Annotated in this window: 23 protein-coding genes and 1 pseudogene; 11 read left to right on the plus strand and 13 right to left on the minus strand. The window is 63.2% G+C overall.

The window, feature by feature from the left end; genetic code table 11:
- Nucleotides 1-129, plus strand: a pseudogene (locus AC1DOG_RS17310) (IS110 family transposase); the annotation flags it as partial.
- Nucleotides 130-314: 185 nt separating this feature from the next.
- Here AC1DOG_RS17310 and AC1DOG_RS17315 read toward each other — a convergent pair.
- The 4 genes from AC1DOG_RS17315 to AC1DOG_RS17330 all read right to left on the minus strand — a co-directional run bounded on the left by AC1DOG_RS17315 (nucleotide 315) and on the right by AC1DOG_RS17330 (nucleotide 3856).
- On the minus strand, nucleotides 315-692 hold the full coding sequence (locus AC1DOG_RS17315) for a Na+/H+ antiporter subunit C (RefSeq protein WP_047507619.1): 378 nt from the start codon (nucleotides 690-692) through the stop codon (nucleotides 315-317).
- Nucleotides 692-1111, minus strand: coding sequence for a Na(+)/H(+) antiporter subunit B (locus tag AC1DOG_RS17320; RefSeq protein WP_477929713.1), 420 nt, complete (start codon nucleotides 1109-1111; stop codon nucleotides 692-694). The genes AC1DOG_RS17315 and AC1DOG_RS17320 overlap by 1 nt, the downstream gene beginning before the upstream one ends.
- Nucleotides 1108-3486, minus strand: coding sequence for a putative monovalent cation/H+ antiporter subunit A (locus AC1DOG_RS17325; RefSeq protein ID WP_477929715.1), 2379 nt, complete (start codon nucleotides 3484-3486; stop codon nucleotides 1108-1110). Before AC1DOG_RS17325 ends, AC1DOG_RS17320 begins: the two co-directional genes overlap by 4 nt.
- Nucleotides 3487-3640: 154 nt before the next feature.
- Nucleotides 3641-3856: a hypothetical protein gene (locus AC1DOG_RS17330; protein WP_477929717.1), complete on the minus strand. Its 216-nt coding sequence runs from the start codon at nucleotides 3854-3856 to the stop codon at nucleotides 3641-3643.
- A gap of 237 nt (nucleotides 3857-4093) precedes the next feature.
- On the opposite strand from AC1DOG_RS17330, the gene AC1DOG_RS17335 reads away from it, so the two are divergent.
- Together AC1DOG_RS17335 and AC1DOG_RS17340 are read left to right on the plus strand one after the other, a co-directional pair.
- A complete protein-coding gene (locus AC1DOG_RS17335) occupies nucleotides 4094-4906 on the plus strand; it encodes a class I SAM-dependent methyltransferase (protein WP_477929719.1) in 813 nt (270 codons plus the stop codon).
- A gap of 280 nt (nucleotides 4907-5186) precedes the next feature.
- Complete coding sequence (locus AC1DOG_RS17340; RefSeq protein ID WP_477929721.1) at nucleotides 5187-5438, plus strand: hypothetical protein; 252 nt, start codon at nucleotides 5187-5189, stop codon at nucleotides 5436-5438.
- A gap of 48 nt (nucleotides 5439-5486) precedes the next feature.
- Here AC1DOG_RS17340 and AC1DOG_RS17345 read toward each other — a convergent pair whose 3' ends face one another.
- Nucleotides 5487-5990 carry a hypothetical protein gene (locus AC1DOG_RS17345; protein WP_477929723.1) on the minus strand — a complete coding sequence of 168 codons (504 nt, stop codon included), beginning with the start codon at nucleotides 5988-5990 and terminating at the stop codon, nucleotides 5487-5489.
- 59 nt (nucleotides 5991-6049) lie between these two features.
- Nucleotides 6050-7279, minus strand: a complete 1230-nt coding sequence (locus tag AC1DOG_RS17350) for an AAA family ATPase (protein WP_477929725.1) — start codon at nucleotides 7277-7279, stop codon at nucleotides 6050-6052.
- Nucleotides 7280-7532: 253 nt separating this feature from the next.
- On the opposite strand from AC1DOG_RS17350, the gene msrB reads away from it, so the two are divergent.
- Complete coding sequence (msrB, locus tag AC1DOG_RS17355) at nucleotides 7533-7943, plus strand: peptide-methionine (R)-S-oxide reductase MsrB (RefSeq protein ID WP_477929727.1); 411 nt, start codon at nucleotides 7533-7535, stop codon at nucleotides 7941-7943.
- 67 nt (nucleotides 7944-8010) lie between these two features.
- Here the strand turns inward: msrB and AC1DOG_RS17360 are convergent, their stop codons facing one another.
- Nucleotides 8011-8517, minus strand: coding sequence for an N-acetyltransferase family protein (locus AC1DOG_RS17360; protein WP_477929729.1), 507 nt, complete (start codon nucleotides 8515-8517; stop codon nucleotides 8011-8013).
- Between the two features lie 26 nt (nucleotides 8518-8543).
- Here AC1DOG_RS17360 and AC1DOG_RS17365 point away from each other — a divergent pair, with 26 nt between their 5' ends.
- Nucleotides 8544-9110, plus strand: a complete 567-nt coding sequence (locus tag AC1DOG_RS17365) for a helix-turn-helix domain-containing protein (RefSeq protein ID WP_477929731.1) — start codon at nucleotides 8544-8546, stop codon at nucleotides 9108-9110.
- A 12-nt stretch (nucleotides 9111-9122) separates the two neighbouring features.
- Here the strand turns inward: AC1DOG_RS17365 and trhA are convergent, their stop codons facing one another.
- Both trhA and AC1DOG_RS17375 read right to left on the minus strand, forming a co-directional pair.
- Nucleotides 9123-9794 carry a PAQR family membrane homeostasis protein TrhA gene (gene trhA, locus AC1DOG_RS17370; protein ID WP_018901178.1) on the minus strand — a complete coding sequence of 224 codons (672 nt, stop codon included), beginning with the start codon at nucleotides 9792-9794 and terminating at the stop codon, nucleotides 9123-9125.
- A gap of 149 nt (nucleotides 9795-9943) precedes the next feature.
- Nucleotides 9944-10363 (minus strand): universal stress protein, encoded by a 420-nt coding sequence (locus AC1DOG_RS17375; RefSeq protein ID WP_477929733.1) that lies wholly within the window; start codon nucleotides 10361-10363, stop codon nucleotides 9944-9946.
- A 245-nt stretch (nucleotides 10364-10608) separates the two neighbouring features.
- On the opposite strand from AC1DOG_RS17375, the gene AC1DOG_RS17380 reads away from it, so the two are divergent.
- The gene (locus tag AC1DOG_RS17380; protein ID WP_477929735.1) at nucleotides 10609-11586 is read left to right on the plus strand and encodes a VOC family protein; all 978 of its coding nucleotides are present in this window, start codon (nucleotides 10609-10611) and stop codon (nucleotides 11584-11586) included.
- Between the two features lie 118 nt (nucleotides 11587-11704).
- Here AC1DOG_RS17380 and AC1DOG_RS17385 read toward each other — a convergent pair whose 3' ends face one another.
- Nucleotides 11705-12631, minus strand: a complete 927-nt coding sequence (locus AC1DOG_RS17385; protein ID WP_477929737.1) for a LysR family transcriptional regulator — start codon at nucleotides 12629-12631, stop codon at nucleotides 11705-11707.
- A gap of 228 nt (nucleotides 12632-12859) precedes the next feature.
- Here AC1DOG_RS17385 and AC1DOG_RS17390 point away from each other — a divergent pair, with 228 nt between their 5' ends.
- The 3 genes from AC1DOG_RS17390 to AC1DOG_RS17400 all read left to right on the plus strand — a co-directional run bounded on the left by AC1DOG_RS17390 (nucleotide 12860) and on the right by AC1DOG_RS17400 (nucleotide 17036).
- Nucleotides 12860-14371, plus strand: a complete 1512-nt coding sequence (locus AC1DOG_RS17390) for an MFS transporter (protein ID WP_477930047.1) — start codon at nucleotides 12860-12862, stop codon at nucleotides 14369-14371.
- A gap of 201 nt (nucleotides 14372-14572) precedes the next feature.
- Nucleotides 14573-15739, plus strand: coding sequence for an AI-2E family transporter (locus tag AC1DOG_RS17395; protein ID WP_477929739.1), 1167 nt, complete (start codon nucleotides 14573-14575; stop codon nucleotides 15737-15739).
- A gap of 7 nt (nucleotides 15740-15746) precedes the next feature.
- Complete coding sequence (locus AC1DOG_RS17400) at nucleotides 15747-17036, plus strand: NAD(P)/FAD-dependent oxidoreductase (protein WP_477929741.1); 1290 nt, start codon at nucleotides 15747-15749, stop codon at nucleotides 17034-17036.
- 300 nt (nucleotides 17037-17336) lie between these two features.
- Here the strand turns inward: AC1DOG_RS17400 and AC1DOG_RS17405 are convergent, their stop codons facing one another.
- Together AC1DOG_RS17405 and AC1DOG_RS17410 are read right to left on the minus strand one after the other, a co-directional pair.
- Nucleotides 17337-18236: a polysaccharide deacetylase family protein gene (locus AC1DOG_RS17405; protein ID WP_477929743.1), complete on the minus strand. Its 900-nt coding sequence runs from the start codon at nucleotides 18234-18236 to the stop codon at nucleotides 17337-17339.
- Nucleotides 18237-18383: 147 nt separating this feature from the next.
- Nucleotides 18384-18743: a winged helix-turn-helix transcriptional regulator gene (locus tag AC1DOG_RS17410; protein ID WP_477930049.1), complete on the minus strand. Its 360-nt coding sequence runs from the start codon at nucleotides 18741-18743 to the stop codon at nucleotides 18384-18386.
- A gap of 164 nt (nucleotides 18744-18907) precedes the next feature.
- On the opposite strand from AC1DOG_RS17410, the gene AC1DOG_RS17415 reads away from it, so the two are divergent.
- Complete coding sequence (locus AC1DOG_RS17415; protein WP_477929745.1) at nucleotides 18908-20026, plus strand: NADH:flavin oxidoreductase; 1119 nt, start codon at nucleotides 18908-18910, stop codon at nucleotides 20024-20026.
- An 84-nt stretch (nucleotides 20027-20110) separates the two neighbouring features.
- Here the strand turns inward: AC1DOG_RS17415 and AC1DOG_RS17420 are convergent, their stop codons facing one another.
- Entirely contained in the window at nucleotides 20111-20515 is a 405-nt protein-coding gene (locus AC1DOG_RS17420) for a DUF930 domain-containing protein (RefSeq protein WP_018902520.1), read from the minus strand.
- A gap of 282 nt (nucleotides 20516-20797) precedes the next feature.
- On the opposite strand from AC1DOG_RS17420, the gene AC1DOG_RS17425 reads away from it, so the two are divergent.
- Nucleotides 20798-22906, plus strand: a complete 2109-nt coding sequence (locus AC1DOG_RS17425) for a S9 family peptidase (RefSeq protein WP_477929747.1) — start codon at nucleotides 20798-20800, stop codon at nucleotides 22904-22906.
- Nucleotides 22907-23055 lie beyond the last annotated feature (149 nt).

Raw genomic sequence — 23055 nt, forward strand, 5'->3', positions numbered from 1 at the left:
AAGGCCTTCCGAAACAGATTGGTCGAAGCCGGCAAGACCAAGAAGGCGGCCATAGTTGCCGCCATGCGCAAGCTGCTCACCATTCTCAACGCCATCATCAGGGACAACAAACCATGGCAAAACGCTTGACCGGCAAGACAGTCGCTCTGYCCTGCCGGGCATCTCCCCCACAAGGGGGGAGATTGGCTGGGCTCGGCCGCTCGTTTTACCGTCAATGTTTGGGGATGCCGTGGCAACGAGTCGATCTCCCCCCTTGTGGGGGAGATGCCCGGCAGGGCAGAGGGGGGTAACCCACGGCACAACGCGCACCATCCTCAATACCCCACCGGCGGCAACGTCGGTTCATCTGGCTCGGCGACCCGCATCTCGTCGGTGTTGTCAGTGCCGATGTCCTGATAGGCGCGGTAGGTCAGTACCAGCAGGAAGGCGAGCAGCGAAAAGGAGATGACGATCGCCGTCAGGATCAGCGCCTGCGGCAGCGGGTTGGCTGCCCCCGAAGGCAGCGCGTCGAGGCCGTCGGGGATGATCGGCGGTACTTCGCGGGTCAGGCGGCCCGATGTGAAGAGCAGCAGGTTGACGGCGTTGCCGAGGATGGCGATGCCAAGCATGATGCGGATCGAGAATTTCGACAGCATCAGATAGACGGCGGCGGTGAAGAACAGGCCGACGAGAACGGCGAAAAGCGGCTCCATCATTCGACCTCCCGCTCTTCCAGCGACAGCGCGATCGAGGTGACCGCGCCGACCACGACGAGATAGACGCCGATATCGAACAGCATGACCGATGACAACGGCACCTCGACGCCGGCAATGCTGGGGTAGATCCAGAGGCCGGTCATGAAGGGCACGGCGAAAAGGATCGAGATGAGGCCGGCCAGAGAGGACATCAAAAGGCCGGCGCCCGCGATCGATAGCGGGTGGAAGACGATGGCGCGGCGCACGGCGCCGGTGCCCCTGATGATGCCGAAGATCGCCAAGGCGGATGCCGCGATCAGCCCGCCGATGAAGCCGCCGCCGGGCTCATTATGGCCGCGCAGCAGCACGAAGACGGAGAAGAGCAGCATCAGCGCCGTCAGCACGGGGGCGATGGTGCGGGAGATCAGCGTGTTCATGGGCGCTCCACTCCGAGATCATCGGGCGCATCGGGGTCGTTTGCGGCAAGCTTGCGCTCGACCCCTGCCCTGACGCGGATCAGCGCCAGGATGGCCAGGCCGGTCATGGCGACGACGGCGATCTCGCCGAGCGTGTCGGTGCCGCGGAAATCGACGATGATGACGTTCACGACATTGGCGCCGTGGGCGATGGTTTTCGAATAGGTGTTGAAGAAATCGCTGAGCGTGGCGCTGAACGGCGCCTCGGTCGCCTTCATCAACAGCAGCGTGAGGCCCACGCCGCAGGCAAGCGCCACCGCGCCGTCGAAGAGCATCTGCCTGATGGGGCGCGGATCGGTGTGCGATAGGCGCAGCCGCGTCATGACCAGCGCGAGGATGACGACCGATAGGGTTTCCACCATGAACTGGGTGAAGGCGAGATCCGGCGCGCCGAAGAGCAGGAAGATCAGCGCCACGGCAAAGCCCTGGATGCCGAGCGAGACGATCGCCGTCAGCCGGTCGCGGGCGATGATGACGGCGACGAGGCCGATGACTGCGAGCAGGAAGACGCCCCATTCATGGATCTGCACGCCCGCCGGCCATGCCGGCAGCGACGGCCCCTCGCCGAACAGCCAGAGTGGCAGGAGCAGGGTGGCGGCGACCGCGATGAAGGTACAGGTGACGTAGATCTCCAGCCGGCCGGGCTGCAGGATGCGGGTGATGCGCACGGAGAAGGATACGAGGCCCGATATGGCGTTGTCGAAGCCCTGATCCGGCCCGGGGCCCAATTTCTGCAACAGCGCCGCCATCAGCGCGCGGGCGCGATCGAGCTGCCAGTAGACGGCGACCCCAAGGGCGATGGTGAAGAGCGACAGGAGCAGCGGCAGCCCGATATGCGGCGCGAGCGAACTCTCGATCGTGGTCGCCACGCCCCGGACGGACGAGGCCATCGGCGAGGAGATGAAGCGGTGCGTCGTCGCCGAAAACAGCGCCGCGAGAAGGCCGAGCATGGCCAGCACGGCGGGGCCGAGCCAGAGAAGCGGCGGGGCTTCGTGCGGGTGCCTGGGTGTTTCGACCGGGGCGCCGAGGAAGGGTTTCAGGGCGACGGCGAAGGCGATGGCGAACATCAGCACGTTGGCGGCAATCACCAGAACCGCGAAGCGGATCGAGCGCGGATCGCCATGGGCAAGAGCCGCGTAGATCTCCTCCTTGGCGAGGAAGCCCGCGAAAGGAGGGAGGCCGCCCATCGAGAGGGCGGCGGCGAGCGCGATCGCGAAGGTGAGCGGCATTGCCGTTCTCAGCCCGCTCAGCCGGGTAACGTCGCGGGTGCCGGTCTCGTGGTCGATGATCCCTGAAACCATGAACAGCGCGCCCTTGAACAGCGCGTGGGCGACCAGATAAAGCACCGCCGCCGCGATGGCGTAATCGGAGCAGAAGCCGGTGAGCAGCACCAAGAGGCCGAGCGAGGACACCGTGGTGTAAGCGAGCTTCAGCTTCAGGTCGGTCTGGCGGATGGCGAGCAGCGCGCCGACCACAAGCGTGACGCCGCCGAAGAGCGGCAGGATGAACATCCAGGGCGTCGTGCCGCCCATGACAGGATTGAGGCGCATCAAGAGATAGACGCCGGCTTTGACCATGGTTGCCGAATGCAGATAGGCCGAAACAGGCGTCGGCGCTTCCATGGCGTTGGGCAGCCAGGCGTGGAAGGGATATTGCGCCGATTTGGTGAAGGCGCCGCCGAGGATGAGCAACAGGATCGGCATGTAATAGGGGTTGGCGCGCAGCAGATCGCCCGATTGCAGCAGCACCGAAAGCTCGGACGCGCCTGTCGTGCTCCAAATCATCAGGAGCCCCGCGAGTAACAGCAATCCGCCGCCGCCGGTGATGACCAGCGCCTGCAATGCTGCGCGGCGCGAGGCCTCGCGGCGATGATCGAAGCCGATCAGCAGGAAGGAGGTGATCGACGTCAGCTCCCAGAAGACGAAGAGCATCAGGAAATTGTCGGAGACGACAAGACCGAGCATCGCGCCCATGAACAGGAAGATGAAGGAGAAGAAGCGGCCGAGATCGGGATGGCCCTTCAGATAACCGCCGGCGTAAAGCACGACCAGCGTGCCGATGCCCGTGATGAGCAGCGCGAAGGTGACCGACAGGCCATCGAGCATCCAGGCGAAATCGAGATTGAGGCTCGGCGCCCAGGCATAGCCGCCGCGAATGACGGTGCCAGCGGCGATTTCGGGCAGAAGGCTTGCGAAGCGCAGGAAAGCGAGAAGCGGCGCCAGCGCCAGCAGCCAGGCGGCGTTGTGGCCGAATGCGCGAACGAGAAACGGTGCAAGGACGGCGCCAAGAAATGGCAGGCACAGTGCCGCAAACGTCAATGCCGTGCCATCGGCCATCCAGCCTCCCCTACCCCTCGAAATCCGCGAATCCGAAGCAAATCAGATGCCTCAAGGTTTAGAAGAAGAGCGCCGCCATCTCAAGCTTTGATCGGCCAAATGAGGGTTTGGACGCATCGCGCGCGGGGACGGATGGCGGCGCAAAGAGGATTGATCAGCCGGCTCTCGTCAGACGCGGCATACGTCTTGGCGCGAGCAGCGCATGCAGGAAAAACGCGGTCAGCAACAGCGGCCAGAGCGAACAGGCGGCAAGGCCGAAGCCGCGCGCCAGCGTCCATCCGCCCCTGACGGCCCAGCCTTCAAGCGCCGTCATCAGCATGAAGACACTCGAGATCGCGCAATAGGCGGTGACAACAATCGTATCGCTCATCTCAGCACCCCCCGATGCTTTCCATTGCCCCGATGATTGGGCCCGATGCTTGCGTTTCATCAAGTATAGTCAGGATGCGGGCCGACATTAGCTGGCTCTTATGATGAGCCGGCGTTCATCCGAACGGGCGATGCGATGAGGGGCGCCGCAGCCGAGCTTGAGACGAGCGGCAGACGCCGTTTCGTGGTAGTCTGCGACAATAGCAAATGCCGATCGTCGCAAAGGGAGGATGAGGCGATGCTGGAAGCGGACAAGATCTTTGCCGGCTCCGTTCCGGAAAATTACGACCGCCACATGGTGCCCCTGATTTTCGCGTCCTATGCCGCCGACCTAGCGCGACGGGCCGCAGCCCTCAAGCCGAAGGCGGTGCTCGAGATCGCGGCCGGCACCGGCGCCGTGACCCGGGCGCTGGCGCCACTGCTCCCACCCGGCGCGACCTACATCGCGACCGATCTCAACCAGGCCATGCTCGACTACGCCCGCTTGCACGAGCCGGCCGACGACCGTGTCGTCTGGCGACAGGCCGATGCCATGGCGCTCCCCTTCCAGGATGCGAGTTTCGACCTCGTCTGCTGCCAGTTCGGGGCGATGTTCTTTCCGGATCGACCGGCCGCCTATCGCGAGGCACGGCGGGTGCTCAAGCCAAACGGCCGGCTTCTGTTCAGTGTCTGGGACCGGATCGAGACGAATGTCTTCGCCGACGACGTGACCAAGGCGCTGGCCACCGTGTTTCCCGAGGATCCGCCACGCTTCGCGGAACGCACACCGCACGGCTATCACGACCGCAACCAGATCCGCGACGACCTCGCGCGCGCCGGCTTTCGCGAGATCGAGATCGACACGCGCGCCGATATCAGCCGCGCGCCGTCCGCCCGCGAGGTGGCGGTCGCCTATTGCCAGGGAACGCCCTTGCGCGGCGAGATCGAGGCACGAAACCCTGCGAAGCTCGAGGCTGCTACCAGGGCGGCGGAGGAGGCGCTCGCGAGCAAGCATGGCAACGGCGAGATCGCCGCCAAGATCCAGGCGCATGTGATCCTGGCTTCGGGGTAGGTTTGCCTCATCCAGCCATTGCGCGGCCCAGTCTCTTCTGATCATAGGAAGATGCAAACGGAATCAATCCTTTAGGGAATCGCAATGAACCTTATCGAAGAGCGCGTGGCGATGGCGCGGGCGGGCACCAACCCTTATGTGATCTGCCGCATGCGTTCAGGCTGGCTTGTGATCGGCGATGTGCAGCCGCTGCCCGGCTACTGCCTGCTCTTGGCGGATCCCGTCGTGCCCAGCCTAAACGATCTCTCCCCCCGAAGCGCGCGCCGCCTTTCTCGGCGACATGGCGCTTGCCGGCGACGCGCTGCTTTCCTCGACCGGTTGCGCCCGGGTGAACTACGAGATCTGGGGCAATGCGGAGCCTGCCCTGCACGCGCATATCATGCCGCGCTATCTGACCGAGCCGCAGGACAAGCGCCACCGCCCGGCCTGCATGGGCTATTCGTGGAGCGAGGCAGAGAAATCCGGCGACGGCGAAGCCGCGCTGGTCGCCAAGCTGAGAGGGTATATCGAGGCGCAGCGGGCCGTGGTTTGATCGATCGTCCCCAGTCACCTGGGGCACATCAGCCAATAGAAACTAGTGTTAAATCAACCCGATGCAGCGTAGTAAGCCTTGCAGATCCGGCTCGACACCCGCCGCACGCAAGACTCCGGCCCGATCAATCCGGCGCGCAAGATCGGCGGCGGACATGGGCTTTCGGTATTCGGGCCAATCCTTTTCTAGCGCCCTAATCGCCCCCGGCGTGTCTGGCGGACGATTGGCCGCCTTACCGACCATATGTCGCAACAGCACTGCTTCGAAACAGGGCCGCTGCCAAACGATAGTAATCCCGTTTTTACTCGCGAGCGTGCGCGCTTGCGCGGCGCGCTGGAGGTCGTTCTCGGCTTGGTCAAAATCCAAGAGCGCAAACCGCTCTTTGGGCGCACCTCGTGTGCTTTGGAGCCGGCCTATGCGCGAAACAGCCATTTCGATGCGCGACAGCGGATCGCCGGCCCCTGGCCCCAGCTGTTCAACATGCAGGTGCACGGGCAAATTCGCGTCACGGATCAGGTTCTGTAAAAGGCTGGCATAACCAACCTCTGACATACCTTCGCAACCGACATACACCGGACGGCGAAGTTCGATGTGGGGCGGGCGACGCCGGCTCATCCGAAGTTTGGAACCCCTCCGTAAGCGCCGCTCAAATATTTGCGGTAGTGGTTCTCGTCACGGCGAACCTTTATGTCCATCAGGCTGTAGAGATGGGTGCGGCCCTGTCGGTCTTTCTCGCAGATCACAATTTCTTCTTTATTCAGATCATCGAGCAAAGAGGCCGAATGGCAGGAAAGCCAGAGCTGCGCATCCAAGCTGTTACGTCCCGAAACTGTATATAGCCAGCGCACCAGTTCAGGCAGGATGGTCGGGTGAATGGCAGCATCCATTTCGTCGATGACAGCAATGCCACCCGCATCGAGTGCGCCGATAATAAACGGGAATATCTTGATAAAGGCCCGTGTGCCGTGACTTTCCATCAGCCAAGGCATTTCTATCGCAAGGCCCGCATGTTTGAACAATAACACTGACCCGTTGTCCGTATGCTGAAAGCGTAGACCTTCCACGCCGACATCGATACGGCCTAGTTCATCCTTCAGCCGCGAGACCACGCCTGGCTGGCTCTTCAAATAATCAATGACGTCGCGATCCGCGAACGAATGCGCCGGATCGATGTGGAAGAACGCCTTGCGCGCCATATCAACCAGTATCTGCGCGGCCGGGTGCTGGAATTTGGCGAAAGAGGATAGCACCGTGTGATTGCCAGCGAGTGTTTTGACCAGATGCTGAAAACCGGAAAGGCTGAAGGTCTTTGAGTCCTTCACCTTGCCCTCGGCATTGCGCTCGTAGACACGTTGCCATTTGCCTTGACCGGTCGGCTTTTGTCGTAGGGCTTCTGACGCGATCCCCACTGCAATACCATCGCGTAGCTCAATTTCCAGCTCGTAACGATAAGTGCCATGCTCGACATTTTCGCCCTTGTTGGCCCGCTCAAGGGCTTCTGGGGTCAGGCTTGTGATACCACCCAGCTCGACCGCAAACCGAATCGGCCGATTGGCGGACGCTTCATCGTTAAACCGCTCGATGCCGGCGAAACCCGGCGCCGTACGTGTTACGCTATCGCGGATCATCGTCACAACGAACTCGAGTGCGCGCAATATCGTGGTTTTGCCCGAAGCGTTGGCGCCATAAAGTGCCACCACCTTCGGCGCCCGCACCTCCGCTCCCTTGAAGATGGGCGCATAGCGGCCCTCCGGATCGGGGACTTTTACATCCACCGTCAGATCAAGCACCTGTCGATCGCGGATCGAGAAAAAATTCTCGACCTCCAGTTTATAGAGCACAGGACACCTCATAATTACTCGTGCCGCTATATTTAACAATATTTCGTCGGTTTGTCGACTTGATGAAGCGATATCGCTCTGTTGATCGAGGTGCGCGCTCACTACACGATCAAAGGCGGTGTCAAATAAACGGCTCTACGCAACCTTCTCCGGCCTCCGCCCTGCCCTTGATCGTTTGCGTCAACAGCACCACATTGCCGAAGAAATCAAAAAACACTCGCCGCAAGCCACAGCTGCGTGAAAGGAGCACTCCATGGCCGATACGACGATCGCCAAGGTTCACAAGACCGATGCCGAGTGGAAGGAACAGCTCACCCCCGAGCAGTACCGCATCACCCGCCAGCACGGCACCGAACGGGCCTTTACCGGGCCTTACTGGGATTCATTCGAAACGGGGCTTTACAGCTGTGTTTGCTGCGACGCGCCGCTGTTTCGTTCCGACACCAAGTTCGACGCCGGCTGCGGCTGGCCGAGCTATTTCGAGGCGGTTTCGCCAGATGCGGTGACCGAATATCGCGATACCAGCCATGGCATGGTGCGCATCGAAATCCGCTGCGGCAATTGCGAGGCCCATCTCGGCCACGTCTTCCCCGACGGCCCACCGCCAACAGGCCTGCGCTACTGCATAAACGGCCACTCGATGGTGTTTACGCCGGACAAGTGATCGGGTGACTATTGCAAAACGCCCGCCGCGGGAGACCGTGGCGGGCGTTTTGCGTTTGTGGTGTGACTCAGCCCGGCACCCGCAATTCCATGAACGTCAGGTCCAGCCAGCGGCCGAACTTGATGCCGACTTCGTGGAAGGTGCCGCCGTTGCGGAAGCCTAGTTTTTCGTGCAGCGCGATGGAGGCCTGGTTGCCGGCTTCGATGCCGGCGATCATGACGTGGATGCCGTTTTCGCCGGCGCGCTTGATCAGTGCCGTCATCAGCTGCTTGCCGATACCCGCCCCCTGGTGGTCCTTTTCGACATAGACGGAATGCTCGACCGTGTGACGGAAGCCCTCGAAGGCGCGCCAGTCGCCATAGGAGGCGTAGCCGGCGATCTTGCCGTCCTTCTCGGCGACCAGAACCGGGAAGCCGCGGGCGCGGCGCATGGCGAACCATTCCCGGCGGTTGTCGAGATCGACCACCGTTTCGTTCCAGATCGCCGTCGTGTGCTCCACCGCGTGATTGTAGATGTCGCGGATCGCGGCCAGATCGGCCTCGCTGGCGTCGCGGATGAGGGTGGCTTGCGTCATGATGGTCTATCCACTATAAATTCACTATGTCCACTATATCAGACAATTTCGACCGCTGTCTAGGCGATCGCGTCCGCGCCGAGCGGGAATTGCGGGGATGGTCGCTGAGCGACCTTTCGGACCACTCCGGCGTATCGCGGGCGATGATCCACAAGGTGGAGCGCGGCGAGAGCAGCCCGACGGCCTCGCTGCTGGGCAAGCTCTGCGGCGCCTTCGGGCTGACCGTGTCGTCGCTGATTGCGCGCGCCGAGGCGGGCAGCCAACGGCTGAGCCGGCGCGAAGACCAGCCGCTTTGGACCGATCCGGAAACGGGGTATACGCGGCGACATGTTTCGCCGGATGGCAGCCCGTTCGATATCATCGAGGTTGCACTGCCCTCAGGCGCCCGCGTCGCCTACCCGGCCGCATCCTTCGTGTTTCTGCGGCAATGCATCTGGGTGACCGAGGGGGCGCTCACCTTCGTCGAGGGCGAGATCGTGCATGCGCTTGAGAGAGGCGACTGCCTGCTGCTTGGGCCGGCGGTGGATTGCGAATTCCGCAACGACGGTAATGAGACCTGCCGCTATGTGGTGACGCTGACGAAGACTGGATGAGGTTCCATGAGCCTAGGCCGGGCTCATGCTGAAACAGGTGAGCACCGCGGTGTAATGGACCGCCGCAGCCGCGACGACGAAGCCGTGCCAGATGGCGTTCTGGAAGCGCAGCTTTTCCCAGACGTGAAAGATCACGCCGAGCGAATAGATGATGCCGCCGATGACGATCAGGAGCATCGAGGCATAGGGGATACGCTCGGCGACGGGCCCTGCGACCATGACGCCGCTCCAGCCCATGGCGAGATAGAGGAGGATCGCCAGCCGGTCGTAGCGGCCGGGGAAGACGCATTTCAGGAATACGCCCATGAAGGCCACGGCCCAGATGCCGATGAGCATGCCGAGAAGCAGCGGATTGTCGGCGCCGCGCTCGAGGAATGGGGTATAGGTGGCGGCGATCAGGATGAAGATCGAGGAGTGATCGAGCCGGCGCAGGAACCACTTGGTGCGCGAGACCGGCCAGGCGTTGTAGGAGAACGAGATGCCGAGCGTCAGCACCAGGCCGAGGCTGTAGATCCAGGCGGCGGCGAGTTCGCCATGCGAGGACCAGACGGTGGCGTAGAAGATCAGCACGGTAGCACCGACCAGCGCGAGCGCCAGCCCGATGCCGTGGACGATGCCATCAGCGATCAGCTCGTATTTGTCGTAAGCCCAGCGGATGCCGTTGAACTCGCCCATGCAGACCATGCCCCATTCGTTAGACCGGGATCGTCGCATCGAAATGGTTTGCGCGCAACACAAGCGCTGTGTGTCCGGTATAAATCTTCGTGAAGCCGGATGAGACGGGAGGCCGTGGCAGCCTCCCGCATCTCCGCCTCCCTTTTATAGGCTTGTGCTCACGCCTTGCGGCGATCGACCAGCACCGAGCATTTGGCATGGCGCACGACGCGGTCGGCGGTGGCGCCGATGAAGTAGTTGCTGAAATCGGGCATGTGCGAAGAGAGGATGATGAGGTCGGCCTGGTTGGCCTCGGCCGAGGCGATGATGCCGCTTGCCGGCCGGCCGTGGCTGATTTCGACGCGGGCGGGAATGCCGGTGCTGACGATCAGGCCCTGCAGCTTCTCCTCAGCATCCTTGGCGGCGTTTTCGACGAGATCGACGGGGATATCGACGCCGAGATAGGTCGGGATATCCTCGACGACGTTGAGCAGGATGATCTCGCCACCGCTATCGAGCAGCGAGGCGGCCTTGCGAAAGGTCATTTCCCCGTTTGCGAGCGCGCCGATTTCGACCGCGACGATGATCTTCCTGTACATGATGCAACTCCTCTATGACTGCATGTAATGGTGACAATATCCTCCTGAAATACATATGGCGCTTTGATTGAGATCAAGCCGATAGCTCGATCGGGATCAAGCTGGCGCCTCGATCGGGATCAAGATCACGCGCGGAAGTCGTCAATGGATATCGAACGCTTCATCGTCAAAAATGGGACTTCTGTGAACAATCGCGATGCGCCATATAGGATGCAAGTACAGCGGCCAGAGGACCCATCACACGCATGCACCGGCGAACCTTCCTTGGCATCGCTATGGGCAGCAGTTTGCTGCCCGAAGGCAGCATCTTTGCTGCCGGCGCCGGTACGCCCTCCTTATCCCGGGCAGGAGACCCTAAGATGACCACCACACAGACTTCCTACGCGCTGACGCGCCCTGCCTATGTCGATCACTCGCATCTCGTCGTGACCGACCTTGCGACCGTTTCGGCCTTCTACCAGTCGATGCTCGGGCTAAAGGTCATCGAGAAGACGGCGAGCGGCGAAGTGCTAGGCGTTGGCGAAACGCCGCTTCTGACGCTGACGACAGGCAAGGATGTGCGCACCGCGCCGCGCAACGCCGCAGGCCTCTTCCACACCGCTTTCCTCATGCCATCGCGCACCGAACTGGCGCGCTGGTTGCGCCATGCCGCGCACAACAATGTGGTTCTCGACGGCGCGTCCGACCATCTGGTCAGCGAGGCGATCTATCTCTCCGACCCCGAGGGCAACGGCATCGAGATCTATTCCGACCGCTCGCCGATGCAATGGAAATTCCACCAGGACGGCCAGGTGGAAATGGCGACCCACCGGCTCGACCTGCAGGCGCTCTACGAGAGCGCGCCTGAGGATACGTGGACCGGCATGGTTGAGGGTTCGGCGATCGGCCACATCCACCTGCAGGTCGGCAATATTCCCGAGGCCGACCAGTTCTATCGCGACGTACTCGGCCTGAAGATCATGGCGCGCTATCCGGGCGCCAGCTTCTTTGCCACCGGCGACTACCACCACCATGTCGCCGCCAACATCTGGAACAGCCGCGGCGCGGGCGCCCGCACCGAGGCGATGACCGGGCTTTCCGACTACGCGCTGCGCTTCAACGATACCGCAGCGCTTGACAAGGCCGTCGCCAAGCTCGACGAACTCGAGATCAAGAGCGAGAAGCGCGACGGCGGCGTGTTCCTGCGCGACCCGTGGGGGATCGGGCTGACGTTGTCGGCCTGATCAGGGAATACTGCGACTATTTGAAATAGCGCCACACATACTCCACCCTCATCCCGGCCTTGTGCCGGGATGAGGGAGAGGTTGTGTCAGCGCCCGCCTTCTATCAGCATTCCGCCCCTCACGTCGGCCATGCCGGTGCGGCGGGGCTTTCGAAGTGGTCGGCGAAGAGGGTTTCGGTGAGGTAATCGACCAGCACGCGGACCTTGGGCGACAAATGCCGGTTCGAGGGCCAGAGCATGTGGAACTGGCCGGGGCCATCGATATGATCGTCGAGCACGGTGCGCAGGCGGCCCTCCGCCAGCCGCCGGCGGGCCAGGAAATCCGGCATGCAGCCGATGCCAAGGCCGGCCTCCACCGCGCCGCCCAACGCTTCCATGTTGTTGCAGACGAGCAGGCTGCGGATCGCCAGCTCCGGCGCGCCTGATGGCATGGAAAGCGGCCAGTCCTGCAGCTTGCCGCTGTTGGGAAAGCGAAAGCGGATGGCGGCGTGGCCGGCGAGATCGGCCGGAGTCTTCGGCGTGCCGTGCGCCTCCAGGTAATCCGGTGCTGCGCAGAGCAGCATGCGAAACGGCCGCAGCGCCCGCGACATGAGCCGGGAATCCTGCAGGTCACCACTGCGGATCGCCACATCGACACCCTCGTCGATCAGATCGACGATGCGGTCGTTGAAATCGAGATCGAGTTCCACTTCGGGATAGAGGCGAACGAAGCCGGGCACGACGGGCAAAAGAAGATGATAGCTGACCAGCGGCAGGCTGAGGCGCAACCGGCCGCGCGGGGTGGCGACGGCCGCTGCCAGCGACGCCTGCGCATCCTCGAGATCGTCAAGCACGCGGCGGCAGCGCTCGTGAAACAGCCGCCCCTCCTCCGTCAGCCGAATACTGCGCGTCGAGCGCTGGAAGAGCCGCACGCCGACCTGCCGCTCCAGCGTCGTCACCGCCTTGCCGACCGCGGACGCCGACAGGCCAAGCACACGCCCGGCGGCGACGAAGCTGCCGAGATCGGCGGTTTTCACGAAGGCCGACAAGCCGCTGAGCTGATCCATGTTGCGCTTTCCACTCTTTCTATTCGAGCGAATTTTTCCACGATGAACGGCATCATAGGCCACTTATCGCAATATTGAAGCGAATTTATCTTGTCTGTGCTTTGGGCGATAGGCCTCCCGCTATCGCCGCGCTTCACCTTTCACACAGGCGGATATCTCATGACACGACAACTCTCGACACCGCTTGGCGCCACCGGCGCAAGCCAAGCCGGCAACATCAGGAAGATCATGGCCTTGATCGGCATCTGCGCGGCGGCTGCCGCCATGCCGCTGACTTTCACCGGACCGGCGGTGGCGCTGCCGGCGATCAGCCGCGATCTCGGTGGCAGCCCGATCGCGCTCAACTGGGTGACCAATGCCTTCATGCTGACCTTCGGCAGCAGCCTGATGGCATCAGGTGCGCTCGCCGACAGCTATGGCCGCAAGCGCACCTTTCTCATGGGCCTCGTGGCCTTCCTGCTGTTTTCGGCAGGCCTCGCCTTCGCCCCCGATATCGTCTGGTTCGACATCCTCAGGGCGTTGCAGGGCATGGGTGCGGCGGCCGCCTTTTCCGGCGGCATGGCGGCGCTGGCGCAGGAGTTCGAGGGCAATGCGCGGATGAGGGCCTTCAGCATCGTCGGCTCCAGCTTCGGCGTCGGCCTCGCCTTCGGACCGATCGCCTCCGGCCTGATGGTCGACAGCTTCGGCTGGCCGGCGATCTTCGCGCTTGTCGTGGCGCTGGGCACGATCGCCTTTGCTCTGGGCGCCGCCTTCCTGCACGAGACGCGCGATCCGGAAGCCAAGGGGCCCGACTGGCCGGGTGCGGCAAGCTTCACGCTGGCATTGGCGCTGTTCACCTATGGCGTGCTGCTGGCGCCGGAGAATGGCTGGGGCAGCGTGTCAGTCGTGGCTCTGCTTGTCGCATCGGCAGCACTTTTGGCAGGCTTCTGGCTGATCGAGCGGAGAACGGCGCGGCCGATGCTCGACCTGACGCTGTTTCGCTATCCGCGCTTCGTCGGCGTGCAGCTTCTGGCCGCCGCGCCGGCTTACGCCTTCGTGGTGCTGCTCATCCTGCTTCCCGTGCGCTTCATCGGTATCGACGGCATGAGCGAGGTGGGCGCCGGGCAGATGATGATCGCGCTATCCGGGCCGTTGCTGGTGCTGCCCGTCGTCGCCGGCGTCTTGACGCGCTGGTTCACGGCTGCCGTCATCTGCGGCGTCGGGCTGCTGATCACCGCAGGCGGGCTGTTCTGGCTGTCGACCATTCCGGCCGGCGTACCGGCCTCGCAGCCGCTGCTTCTGATCGGGCCGCTTCTGACGATCGGCATCGGCATCAGCCTGCCCTGGGGCGTGATGGACGGGCTTGCCGTCAGCGTCGTGCCGAAAGAGCGGGCCGGCATGGCGACGGGGATTTTCAGCACGACCCGCGTTGCCGGCGAAGGGGTGGCGCTCGCCATCGTCAGCGCGGTGCTTTCGGCGCTGGTTGGCGCCCGGCTTGGGTCAGGTCTTGGTGGGTCAGGTGAAGAGGCGGCGCGGGCGGCGCAGCGGCTGGTGACCGGCGATCTCGGCGCGGCCGCTCTTGCGATGCCTCACATGGGTCGCGAGGCGCTGGCGCTGAACTATGCGCAGGCCTTCAGCACGCTGCTCATCCTGCTCGCGAGCATCACGATTTTCACAGCGGTCGTGGTGGTGGCGTTTCTCGGCCGCAAGGAGCCGGAGACAGTCTCGGAAGCCGCCGTTTGTGACAGTCCGGCAGGCTGACATATCGGATCTGGCAGGGCCGCGACGGTGCTCCGATCGGGCACGAAACGCAGCGGCCCTGCCTCCCCGCCGTTGCGTTCCTGATGATGCGCCTCAGATGAGGCGAGAATTCGGCATTCCTGCTTTGACACAGGCGGAACCGGAATGAGTTTCGCGGCGTTCTAGGTGCGAAGCACAGGGGCTTCCGGGGAATGACTATTCATGGGTATTGCCAACGGCATTCGCAAACAGGCGAGCAAGATCGCAATCGGAGAGCGGCGGGTCAGTTCATGGGCGAAAAACATGACTGACGCAGAGGAAGCCATAATACAGGCGCCGGTGCGGCGGGTGGAGAAGGATGGCCTCGACATTTCAATGGCCTGGGCGATCATCGGCATCTTCGTGATCCTCGCTCTTTCGGCCGTCTACATGATGTCGCTGGTTCTGATCCCGCTGACGCTTGCCATTGTCGTCGGCATGATCCTCGGGATGCTGGCGGAGAAGCTGACGAAGCTCGGCGTGCCCCGCATCACCAACGCCGTAATCCTGTCCTCGGCGGTAGCGCTCATCATTTTCCTCGTCGCCAATTCGCTTGCAGGCCCGCTGACGACGCTTGCCAACGAGGGACCGGACTTTGCCGAGAAGACGGCGAACCGGCTGATGCCCTATCTCGAGCGCATCAAGTGGCTGCATATCACGCCCGAAACTTTCCAGAGCGGCCCGATGTCGGCGGAGAAGCTCCTGGAGAATACCGGCAACATCCTGCATCTCGTGACAGCGAACCTGACGCCGGCCCTGGTGCAGGCGCTGATCTTCTTCGCCGCACTTCTGCTCTTCCTGATGGGCCGCGTCAGTCTGCGCAAGTCGATCATCATGGTGTTTCGCGAGCGCTCGCAGCGGCTCGCCGCCATCCGCGTCATCAGCAGCGTCGAGCAGGTGCTGGGCTTCTACTTCGCCACCGCCTCCGTCATCTACGCCTGCCTCGGCGTCGTCATGACCATCATCGCCTATGCCGGCGGTTTGCCGTCGCCGGTGCTCTGGGGCTTCTTCGCATTTCTCTCGAGCTTCATCCCCTATCTCGGGATCACGATGATGACGCTCGCGATCGCGATTGCCGGTATCATCACGCATGATGCGCTCGTCGTCGGGCTGATCCCGGCAGCGGCCTTCTTCACCGTCCACCTGCTGATGGAGAACCTGATCTTCCCGGCGGTGATGGGACGGCGGCTGGAGATCAACGCCTTCGTGGTGTTCCTCGCCATTCTGTTCTGGACCTGGATGTGGGGCGCCGTCGGCGCTATGCTGGCGCTGCCTCTGTCGCTGATCGTCATGACTATCATCGACGAGCTGTTCATCGAAGAAAAGCAGCAGCCGCAACTGCCGAAGTGAGGCCGCCATGTCCGAGATAGAGCTGAAGAACCTGAGCCAGGATCGATTGACCAGCGGCCGCTCGCCCTGGGGCAACGGCGTGAGCCGCCCCGTCTTCGCACCGCTCACCGATCATCTGCAGGTCGATGCCCTCGTCATTGGCGGCGGCGTGACCGGCGCGCTGATGGGCCAGCATCTGGCCGAGCGCGGCATGTCGGTTGCGATCGTCGACCGCGAGCATCCGGGGCTGGGAAGCACCGCTGCCAGCACCGCGATGCTGCAATGGGAGATCGACAAGACGCTGACGGAGCTCGAGCAATTCTACGGCTTCGAGCGCGCCGTCGGGATCTACAGGCGCAGTGCGGCGGCTGTATCCGGTCTCGCCAAGCTGATTGCCGCCTATCGCATCGACTGCGCCTTCCAGCCGCGCCGGTCGCTTTATCTCACTGGGAATCACGAGGGCGCGCGCGATCTCGCGGTCGAGGCCGAACTCAGACAGCGCGCCGGGCTTCCAAGCCGCTATCTCGAACATTGCGATCTCTTCACCGAATTCGAAATCGACCGCGACGCCGGCATCCTGTCGCGCGGCTCGGCGGAGGCCGATCCATTGCTCCTCACCTGGGCGCTGCTGCGGATGGCTGCCAAGGATGGCGCGCGGCTCATCGATGCGTCCGTGACGCGGCTACACAGCGAGGGCAATCGCGTGACGGCGGAAACCGACGGTGGCTTCGTGATCGAGGCGAAGACGGCGGTGCTCGCCACCGGCTACAGCCTGCCTGATATCGCGATGCCGAAACTGCACCGCACGACGTCGAGCTGGGCGATGGCGACCGTGCCGCAGGAGCCGGGCACGCTGTGGCGCGACCAGGCGCTGATCTGGGAAGACAGCCACCCCTATCTCTACATGCGCACCACGCATGACGGCCGGATCGTGGTCGGCGGCGAGGATGACGACACGGTCGATCCGGCGGCGCGCGACGCGAAGGCGCCGGAGAAGATCATGACCATCCGCGAGAAGATGAAACTGATCTGGCCCCGCGCCGACACCCGCGTCGCAACGGCGTGGTGCGGCACCTTCGGCGAGACGGTCGACGGGTTGCCACTGATTGGGCCTGTGCCTTCGCTGCCGCATGTCTATGGGGCTTATGGCTATGGCGGGAATGGGATCACGTTCTCGTATCTGGCGACGCAGGTGATCGGGGCGATGATGTCGGGGACGTATCGCGATTGGTTCGATGATTTCGCGATGGATCGGGATGGGCCGGGCGGTGGTTCGCGGCGGGATGAGACGGCAAGGGTGGAGATGGTGGTGCGGTAGAGTGGGTTGGCTGGGCTTAGGTTATGCTCGGAGCCACTCGTTGGGTTTTGACTAGATATCCGCTCGCCGGGTTGTGCCGTGGGATACCCCCCTCTGCCCTGCCGGGCATCTCCCCCACAGGTGGGGAGATTGGCTGGGCTTGGCCGCTCGCTCCGACATCAACGTTTGGATGGGAAGCACGTCACGAGTCGATCTCCCCCCTTGTGGGGGAGATGTCCGGCAGGACAGAGGGGGGTAACACGCACTCGGATCTAGCGACCCGTGCTCCCGCGCCAAAGCCAACGCCAGTAGAGAGCCACCCTACTCCGTCGTATCATCATCCCCACGATCCTTGACATCCTGCAGCCGCACGAACTCCGTGCCCTTGGCCTTCAGATCCAAGATCGCTTTCGCCACCCCCTCGCCGGCCGCGTGCGTCGGCTGGTTGATGTGGGAGATGACGACGTCGCCGTCCTTGGCGGAGGAGATGCGTTTTTCGGTGATCGCAGCACCAAGAAGCGAGCCGCCGTCGCCGTTTACCGAGTAGCCGGCGATGCGGTAGCCCATGGCGCGGATCTGGGCGATCGAAGAGAGGTCGTATTTGGCGGTCGAGCCGCGGAACCAGCGGGGGGCCGGGATGCCGGAGGCGAGCATGGCGTCGGCGCCGCCCTGAACCTCGAGGCGCACGGCCTCGGGAGAACCGGCGGACGCGATGCCGTAGATCGACACCGGCTTGTCGACGGCGGGGATATGGTTCTGGCCGTGATTTTCCAGTTCGAACAGATCGGGATTGGCGAGCATGACCTGCAGCGCTTGCGGATTGTGCTTCAGCCAGCGGGCGGTGACGAAGATCGTGGCCGGGATGCGTTCAGACACCAGCACCGAGAGGATACGCTCGTCGGCCTTGCCCATGCAGGCGTCGAAGGTGAGCGCCACGCGGGCATGGCCCTTGATATCGGAACGGGCGACGCGAAGGTGCGGCTCGACGAGCTTCGTGGATGATGTCTGCTTGGGCGGCGTCTGCTTGGGCGCAGGAGCCTTGGCCACGGCCTTCGGGGTGGACTTCGGTGCCGTGTCTGCGGTCCCTGGGGCCGACGATAGCGGGACAACGGGCGCAGGCATGGTGGCCGCAACGACGGGCTGGATTGTCGCCGTTTGCCCGGCAGCGGCAATTGCGACCGGGGCAAGGAGCAGCGCCGAGGCGAGGACGAGATTTTTCATATGCCGGGACCGTGGAGTTCAAACCGAGTTCAGATGGCAGCAGCCGTATAATGATCGCATCGGCCGCTTCCGCGGCAAATTTACGGCCGGTTCGGCGCATCGCTGTTTCTGTCGATAAATAAGTCGTGGCTTAACGGCAAGGCATGATCAGCCGGCCGAACGTTCGTCGAAGGCGGCGCGGGCTTTTTCCACATCCGGCAGGTAGTCGACGGTCCAGGCGTAGAGCGCCTTGAACGGCGTCTGCAGCGAACGGCCGAGCGGGCTGATGCGGTATTCGACCGCCACCGGCGAGACGGGAATGACTTCGCGCGTGACGAGCCCGTTGCGCTCCAGGCGGCGCAGTGTCTGGGTCAGCGCCTTCTGGGTGATGCCGCCGAGCTGGCGCTTGATGGCGTTGAAGCGTAGCGGCCCGCGATCGAGCACGGTCAGGATCATCATCGACCATTTGTCGGCGATCTGCTCAAACAAGAGCCGGCTCGGGCAATCGACGACGAAGCTCTGCTCGATCGCGTCGGGGCGGTCCGCGCGGCAATTGACGGGGGCTGAGATCGGCCGATGTTCGTTCATGGCGGTTTCCTCGATGCTACCTAGGCGCTCCGCAGTGCCTCATTGACACTAGGTATATAGAATATACTTAAGGCGCGCCACCTTTCTACAGGAGTTTGCCCGTAATGAATGCAGCTGACGTCAACGCGCTGTTTGCGCCGTTCAAGATCAAATCGCTCGCGCTCAAGAACCGTATCGTCATGGCGCCGATGACGCGGACCTTCGCGCCCGAGGGCGTTCCGGGGGCCGACGTCGAGGCCTATTATCGCCGCCGCGCCGAAGACGGCGTCGGACTGATCCTTTCGGAAGGCACCGTCATCGACCGACCGGCGGCCAGCAACCATGAGCGCATCCCCTTCTTCCACGGCGAGAAGTCGCTTGCCGGCTGGAGCAAGGTGATCAAGACGGTTCACGACAAGGGCGGCAAGATGGGGCCGCAGATCTGGCATGTCGGCTCGGTCGCGCACCCCGCAGGCGACTGGCCGGCGAGCGGCGTCGAAAGCCCGTCCGGCCTGCTTGCGCCGGAAACGCCGCGCGGCGAAGCGATGAGCGAGGAAGACATCGCCGACACGATATCAGCCTATGCGCGGGCCGCAGCCGACGCCAAGCGGCTCGGCTTTGACACCTTCGAGATCCACGGCGCGCATGGCTATCTGATCGACCAGTTCTTCTGGGACGGCACCAACAAGCGCACCGACCGCTATGGCGGCGCGACGCTGAAGGAACGCGCCCGCTTCGCCGCCGATGTGGTGAAGGCGATGCGCGAGGCCGTCGGTCACGATTATCCGATCATCATGCGTCTCAGCCAGTGGAAGCAGCAGGACTACAAGGCGCGGCTTGCCGAAACGCCTGATGCAATGACCGACTGGCTGATGCCGCTGGTGGAAGCCGGCGTGGATGTGCTGCACTGCTCGCAGCGCCGCTTCTGGGAGCCCGAGTTCCCCGAGATCGACGGCGAACAGGGGCTGAATTTCGCCGGCTGGGCGAAGAAGCTCACGGGTGCCGCGACCATCAGCGTCGGCTCTGTCGGCCTTTCCGGCGATTTCATGGCGGCATTCGGCGGCGAGAGCTCGAGCGTCGTCGGGCTCGACAATCTGGTGCGACGCATGGAGCGCGAGGAGTTCGACCTGATCGCCGTCGGCCGCGCGATCCTGAGCGATCCGCAATGGGTGACCAAGGTGCGCACCGGCGACAATGAAAACATGCGCCCGTTCACGGCAGCCGCGTTCAGCGAACTGGTCTAGGCTGTCCAGCGACACGAATGCGAAACGGCGGCTCCATCAGGAGCCGCCGTTTTGCGTTGGTCTGGACGAGAGGCTCGTGGCCGCTCAATCGTAGAGGTAATATTTGGTCCACTTGTCGCGCGGAACCTTGTCGCCGATCTGGTAGCTCAGCTCGCGCACATTGATGTGCTGCGGGCCGGTGATGCAGCTGTAGGACAGGTGATACCAATCGCCCTTGCTGCGGAAGACCGCGCCCGGCGCTTCCAGGCGATCGTCGCTCGGGACCGGGTCCTTGAAGGTGTAGGCGATCACCTTGTCCGGCTTGTAGCCGGTGGCGTCCTTGTTGATGCGGCTCATCGCCTCGGTGTCGCAGCTCTGTTCGAGGCGCGTCGCGGGGTCGAGCTTTTCGAGCTGCTTCTTGATTGCGGGGTCGACGGCGAATGCGGTGGGTGCAAAGGCGGAGGCGGCAAGGCTGAGAGCGGTCAGAACGAGGGCGATACGTTTCGGCATTACTGAAGAAATCCTTTGCAAGCTCATTCCGGAATGCTGCGCGGCCGGCTCAGTAAGGGCAACCTTAGAGGCCGCCCGGCCATGGCAGAATTCCGCACGATGGGAGCGGACTTTCTTAAATATTGTGGTCACATCAAGGCAAGGTGAGGATTGCTTGGGTTTTGCACAGTCACCATTTAGCGAGCGTCGCATGGCACTCTTGCGCGTGGCTTTTGCCGCTTGATCGAGAGCGCTTGCGTCTCTATCTCTTCACAACCTGAAATGCCGACCCCGGAGCTCCCCTTGTCCGTCTTCAAGAACCTGCCGAACCCGCCCGTTGCGCCGAAGAAGCCGCATTCCGACACGCGCCATGGCATCACCCGCACGGACGATTACTCCTGGCTGCGCGCCGACAACTGGCAGGCGATGTTCAAGGATCCCTCGATCCTCGATCCCGAAATCCGCAGGCATCTGGAAGCGGAGAACGCCTATATGAACGCGGCGATGGAAGACACCAAGCCGCTACAGAAGACGCTGTTTGCCGAGATGCGCGGGCGTATCAAGGAAGACGACAGCTCGATCCCGATGAAGGACGGACCGTTTGCCTACGGCACCTTCTTCGTGACCGGCGGCGAGCAGCCGCGCTATTTCCGCATCCCGCGCGACGCCGACATCAAGGATGAGAGCCAGCGCACCGTGCTGCTCGACGGCGACAAGGAAGCCGAGGGCAAGGCCTACTTCCGGCTGGCCGGCATCGACCACTCCACCGATCACGATCGCGGTATCTGGGGCTATGATGACAAGGGCTCGGAGTTCTACACGCTGAAGGTTCGCGACCTCAAGACCGGCGAGGACCTGCCTGATCTGATCGAGAACACCGGCGGCGGCGGCGCCTGGGCGCCCGACGGCAAGAGCTTCTTCTACTCGGCGCTCGACGAGAACCACCGCCCGTCGAAGGTGTTCCACCACATCATCGGCACGCCGCAATCGGAAGACCGGCTGGTCTATGAGGAAGAAGATGCGGGCTTCTTCATGGGCGTCGGCGGCTCGCTGCTCGACGACTTCATCTATATCGACATTCACGACCACGAGACCTCGGAATATCTGCTGATCCCGACCAGCGACCTTACCGCCAAGCCGAAGATGGTGGCGGAGCGCGAGGAGGGTATCGAGTACACGCTGACCGAGGGCGGCGAGGTGTTCTACATCCTGACCAACGACGGCGACGCCAAGGATTTCAAGATCATGGAAGCGCCGGTCGATAATCCAGGCAAGGAGAACTGGCGCGAGGTGGTGCCGCACAAGCCGGGCACGCTCATCATCAGCCACATGGCCTATGCCCACCACCTGCTCTGGCTGGAGCGCAAGGACGGCCTGCCGCAGATCATGATCCGGGACCGGGCGACCGGCGAGGAGCACGCGATCGGCTTTGCGGAAGAGGCCTATTCGCTCGGCCTGCAGGGTGCGGCCGAGTACGACAGCGACGTGATCCGCTTCTCCTACTCCTCGATGACGACGCCATCGCAGCTCTACGACTACAACATGGTGACGCGCGAGCGCACGCTGTTGAAGACGCAGGAAGTGCCCTCGGGCCACACTGTCGACGACTATGTCACCCGCCGCGTCTTCGCGCCTGGTTGGGATGGCGTCGAGGTGCCCGTGACGCTGCTCTATCGCAAGGACACGCCGCTCGACGGCTCGGCCCCTTGCCTGCTCTACGGCTACGGCGCCTATGGCGTGACCATTCCGGCGAGCTTCAACACCAACTGCCTGTCGCTCGTCGACCGCGGCTTCGTCTATGCCATCGCCCATATCCGCGGCGGCAAGGACAAGGGCTTTGCGTGGTACGAAGACGGCAAGATGGAGAAGAAGACCAACACCTTCAAGGACTTCATCGCGGCGGCCGACTATCTGAATCAACAGAAGTTCACCTCTTACGCCAACATCATCGCCGAGGGCGGCTCGGCCGGCGGCATGCTGATGGGAGCGATCTCAAACATGGCGCCGGAAAAATTTGCCGGCGTCATCGCCGCCGTTCCCTTCGTCGACGTGTTGAACACCATGCTCGACGACACGCTGCCGCTGACCCCGCCGGAATGGCCGGAATGGGGCAACCCGATCGACAGCCGCGAGGAATACGGCCAGATCGCCGCATATTCGCCCTACGACAATGTGGAAGCCAAACCCTACCCGCCGATCCTGGCGCTGAGCGGCCTCACCGACCCGCGCGTGACCTATTGGGAGCCGACCAAGTGGGTGGCGAAGCTGCGCGACAAGTCGACCAGCGGCGCGCCGGTGTTGCTGAAGACCAACATGGACGCGGGCCACGGCGGAGCGTCGGGGCGGTTTCAGCGGCTGGAGGAGGTTGCGTTCGAGTATGCGTTTGCGGTGAAGGTGGCGGGGAAGATGTAATCCGCTGGCGGGGTGCCGACGGGTTACCCCCCTCTGCCCTGCCGGGCATCTCCCCCACAAGGGGGGAGATTGGCTGGGAGCGGCCGCTCGCTCCAACCTTGATTGTCTGGCGCAAACCTAACCGCTGGCCGATCTCCCCCCTTGTGGGG

It is taken from the genome of Rhizobium sp. 01N48 (genome assembly GCF_056399145.1).

Coding starts and splice junctions, on each gene's coding strand:
- AC1DOG_RS17315 (WP_047507619.1), bottom strand. CDS start 692: ATGGAGCCGCTTTTCGCCGTTCTCGTCGGCCTGTTCTTCACCGCCGCC.
- AC1DOG_RS17320 (WP_477929713.1), bottom strand. CDS start 1,111: ATGAACACGCTGATCTCCCGCACCATCGCCCCCGTGCTGACGGCGCTG.
- AC1DOG_RS17325 (WP_477929715.1), bottom strand. CDS start 3,486: ATGGCCGATGGCACGGCATTGACGTTTGCGGCACTGTGCCTGCCATTT.
- AC1DOG_RS17330 (WP_477929717.1), bottom strand. CDS start 3,856: ATGAGCGATACGATTGTTGTCACCGCCTATTGCGCGATCTCGAGTGTC.
- AC1DOG_RS17335 (WP_477929719.1), top strand. CDS start 4,094: ATGCTGGAAGCGGACAAGATCTTTGCCGGCTCCGTTCCGGAAAATTAC.
- AC1DOG_RS17340 (WP_477929721.1), top strand. CDS start 5,187: ATGGCGCTTGCCGGCGACGCGCTGCTTTCCTCGACCGGTTGCGCCCGG.
- AC1DOG_RS17345 (WP_477929723.1), bottom strand. CDS start 5,990: ATGTCAGAGGTTGGTTATGCCAGCCTTTTACAGAACCTGATCCGTGAC.
- msrB (WP_477929727.1), top strand. CDS start 7,533: ATGGCCGATACGACGATCGCCAAGGTTCACAAGACCGATGCCGAGTGG.
- AC1DOG_RS17360 (WP_477929729.1), bottom strand. CDS start 8,517: ATGACGCAAGCCACCCTCATCCGCGACGCCAGCGAGGCCGATCTGGCC.
- AC1DOG_RS17365 (WP_477929731.1), top strand. CDS start 8,544: ATGTCCACTATATCAGACAATTTCGACCGCTGTCTAGGCGATCGCGTC.
- trhA (WP_018901178.1), bottom strand. CDS start 9,794: ATGGTCTGCATGGGCGAGTTCAACGGCATCCGCTGGGCTTACGACAAA.
- AC1DOG_RS17375 (WP_477929733.1), bottom strand. CDS start 10,363: ATGTACAGGAAGATCATCGTCGCGGTCGAAATCGGCGCGCTCGCAAAC.
- AC1DOG_RS17380 (WP_477929735.1), top strand. CDS start 10,609: ATGCACCGGCGAACCTTCCTTGGCATCGCTATGGGCAGCAGTTTGCTG.
- AC1DOG_RS17385 (WP_477929737.1), bottom strand. CDS start 12,631: ATGGATCAGCTCAGCGGCTTGTCGGCCTTCGTGAAAACCGCCGATCTC.
- AC1DOG_RS17390 (WP_477930047.1), top strand. CDS start 12,860: ATGGCCTTGATCGGCATCTGCGCGGCGGCTGCCGCCATGCCGCTGACT.
- AC1DOG_RS17395 (WP_477929739.1), top strand. CDS start 14,573: ATGGGTATTGCCAACGGCATTCGCAAACAGGCGAGCAAGATCGCAATC.
- AC1DOG_RS17400 (WP_477929741.1), top strand. CDS start 15,747: ATGTCCGAGATAGAGCTGAAGAACCTGAGCCAGGATCGATTGACCAGC.
- AC1DOG_RS17405 (WP_477929743.1), bottom strand. CDS start 18,236: ATGAAAAATCTCGTCCTCGCCTCGGCGCTGCTCCTTGCCCCGGTCGCA.
- AC1DOG_RS17415 (WP_477929745.1), top strand. CDS start 18,908: ATGAATGCAGCTGACGTCAACGCGCTGTTTGCGCCGTTCAAGATCAAA.
- AC1DOG_RS17420 (WP_018902520.1), bottom strand. CDS start 20,515: ATGCCGAAACGTATCGCCCTCGTTCTGACCGCTCTCAGCCTTGCCGCC.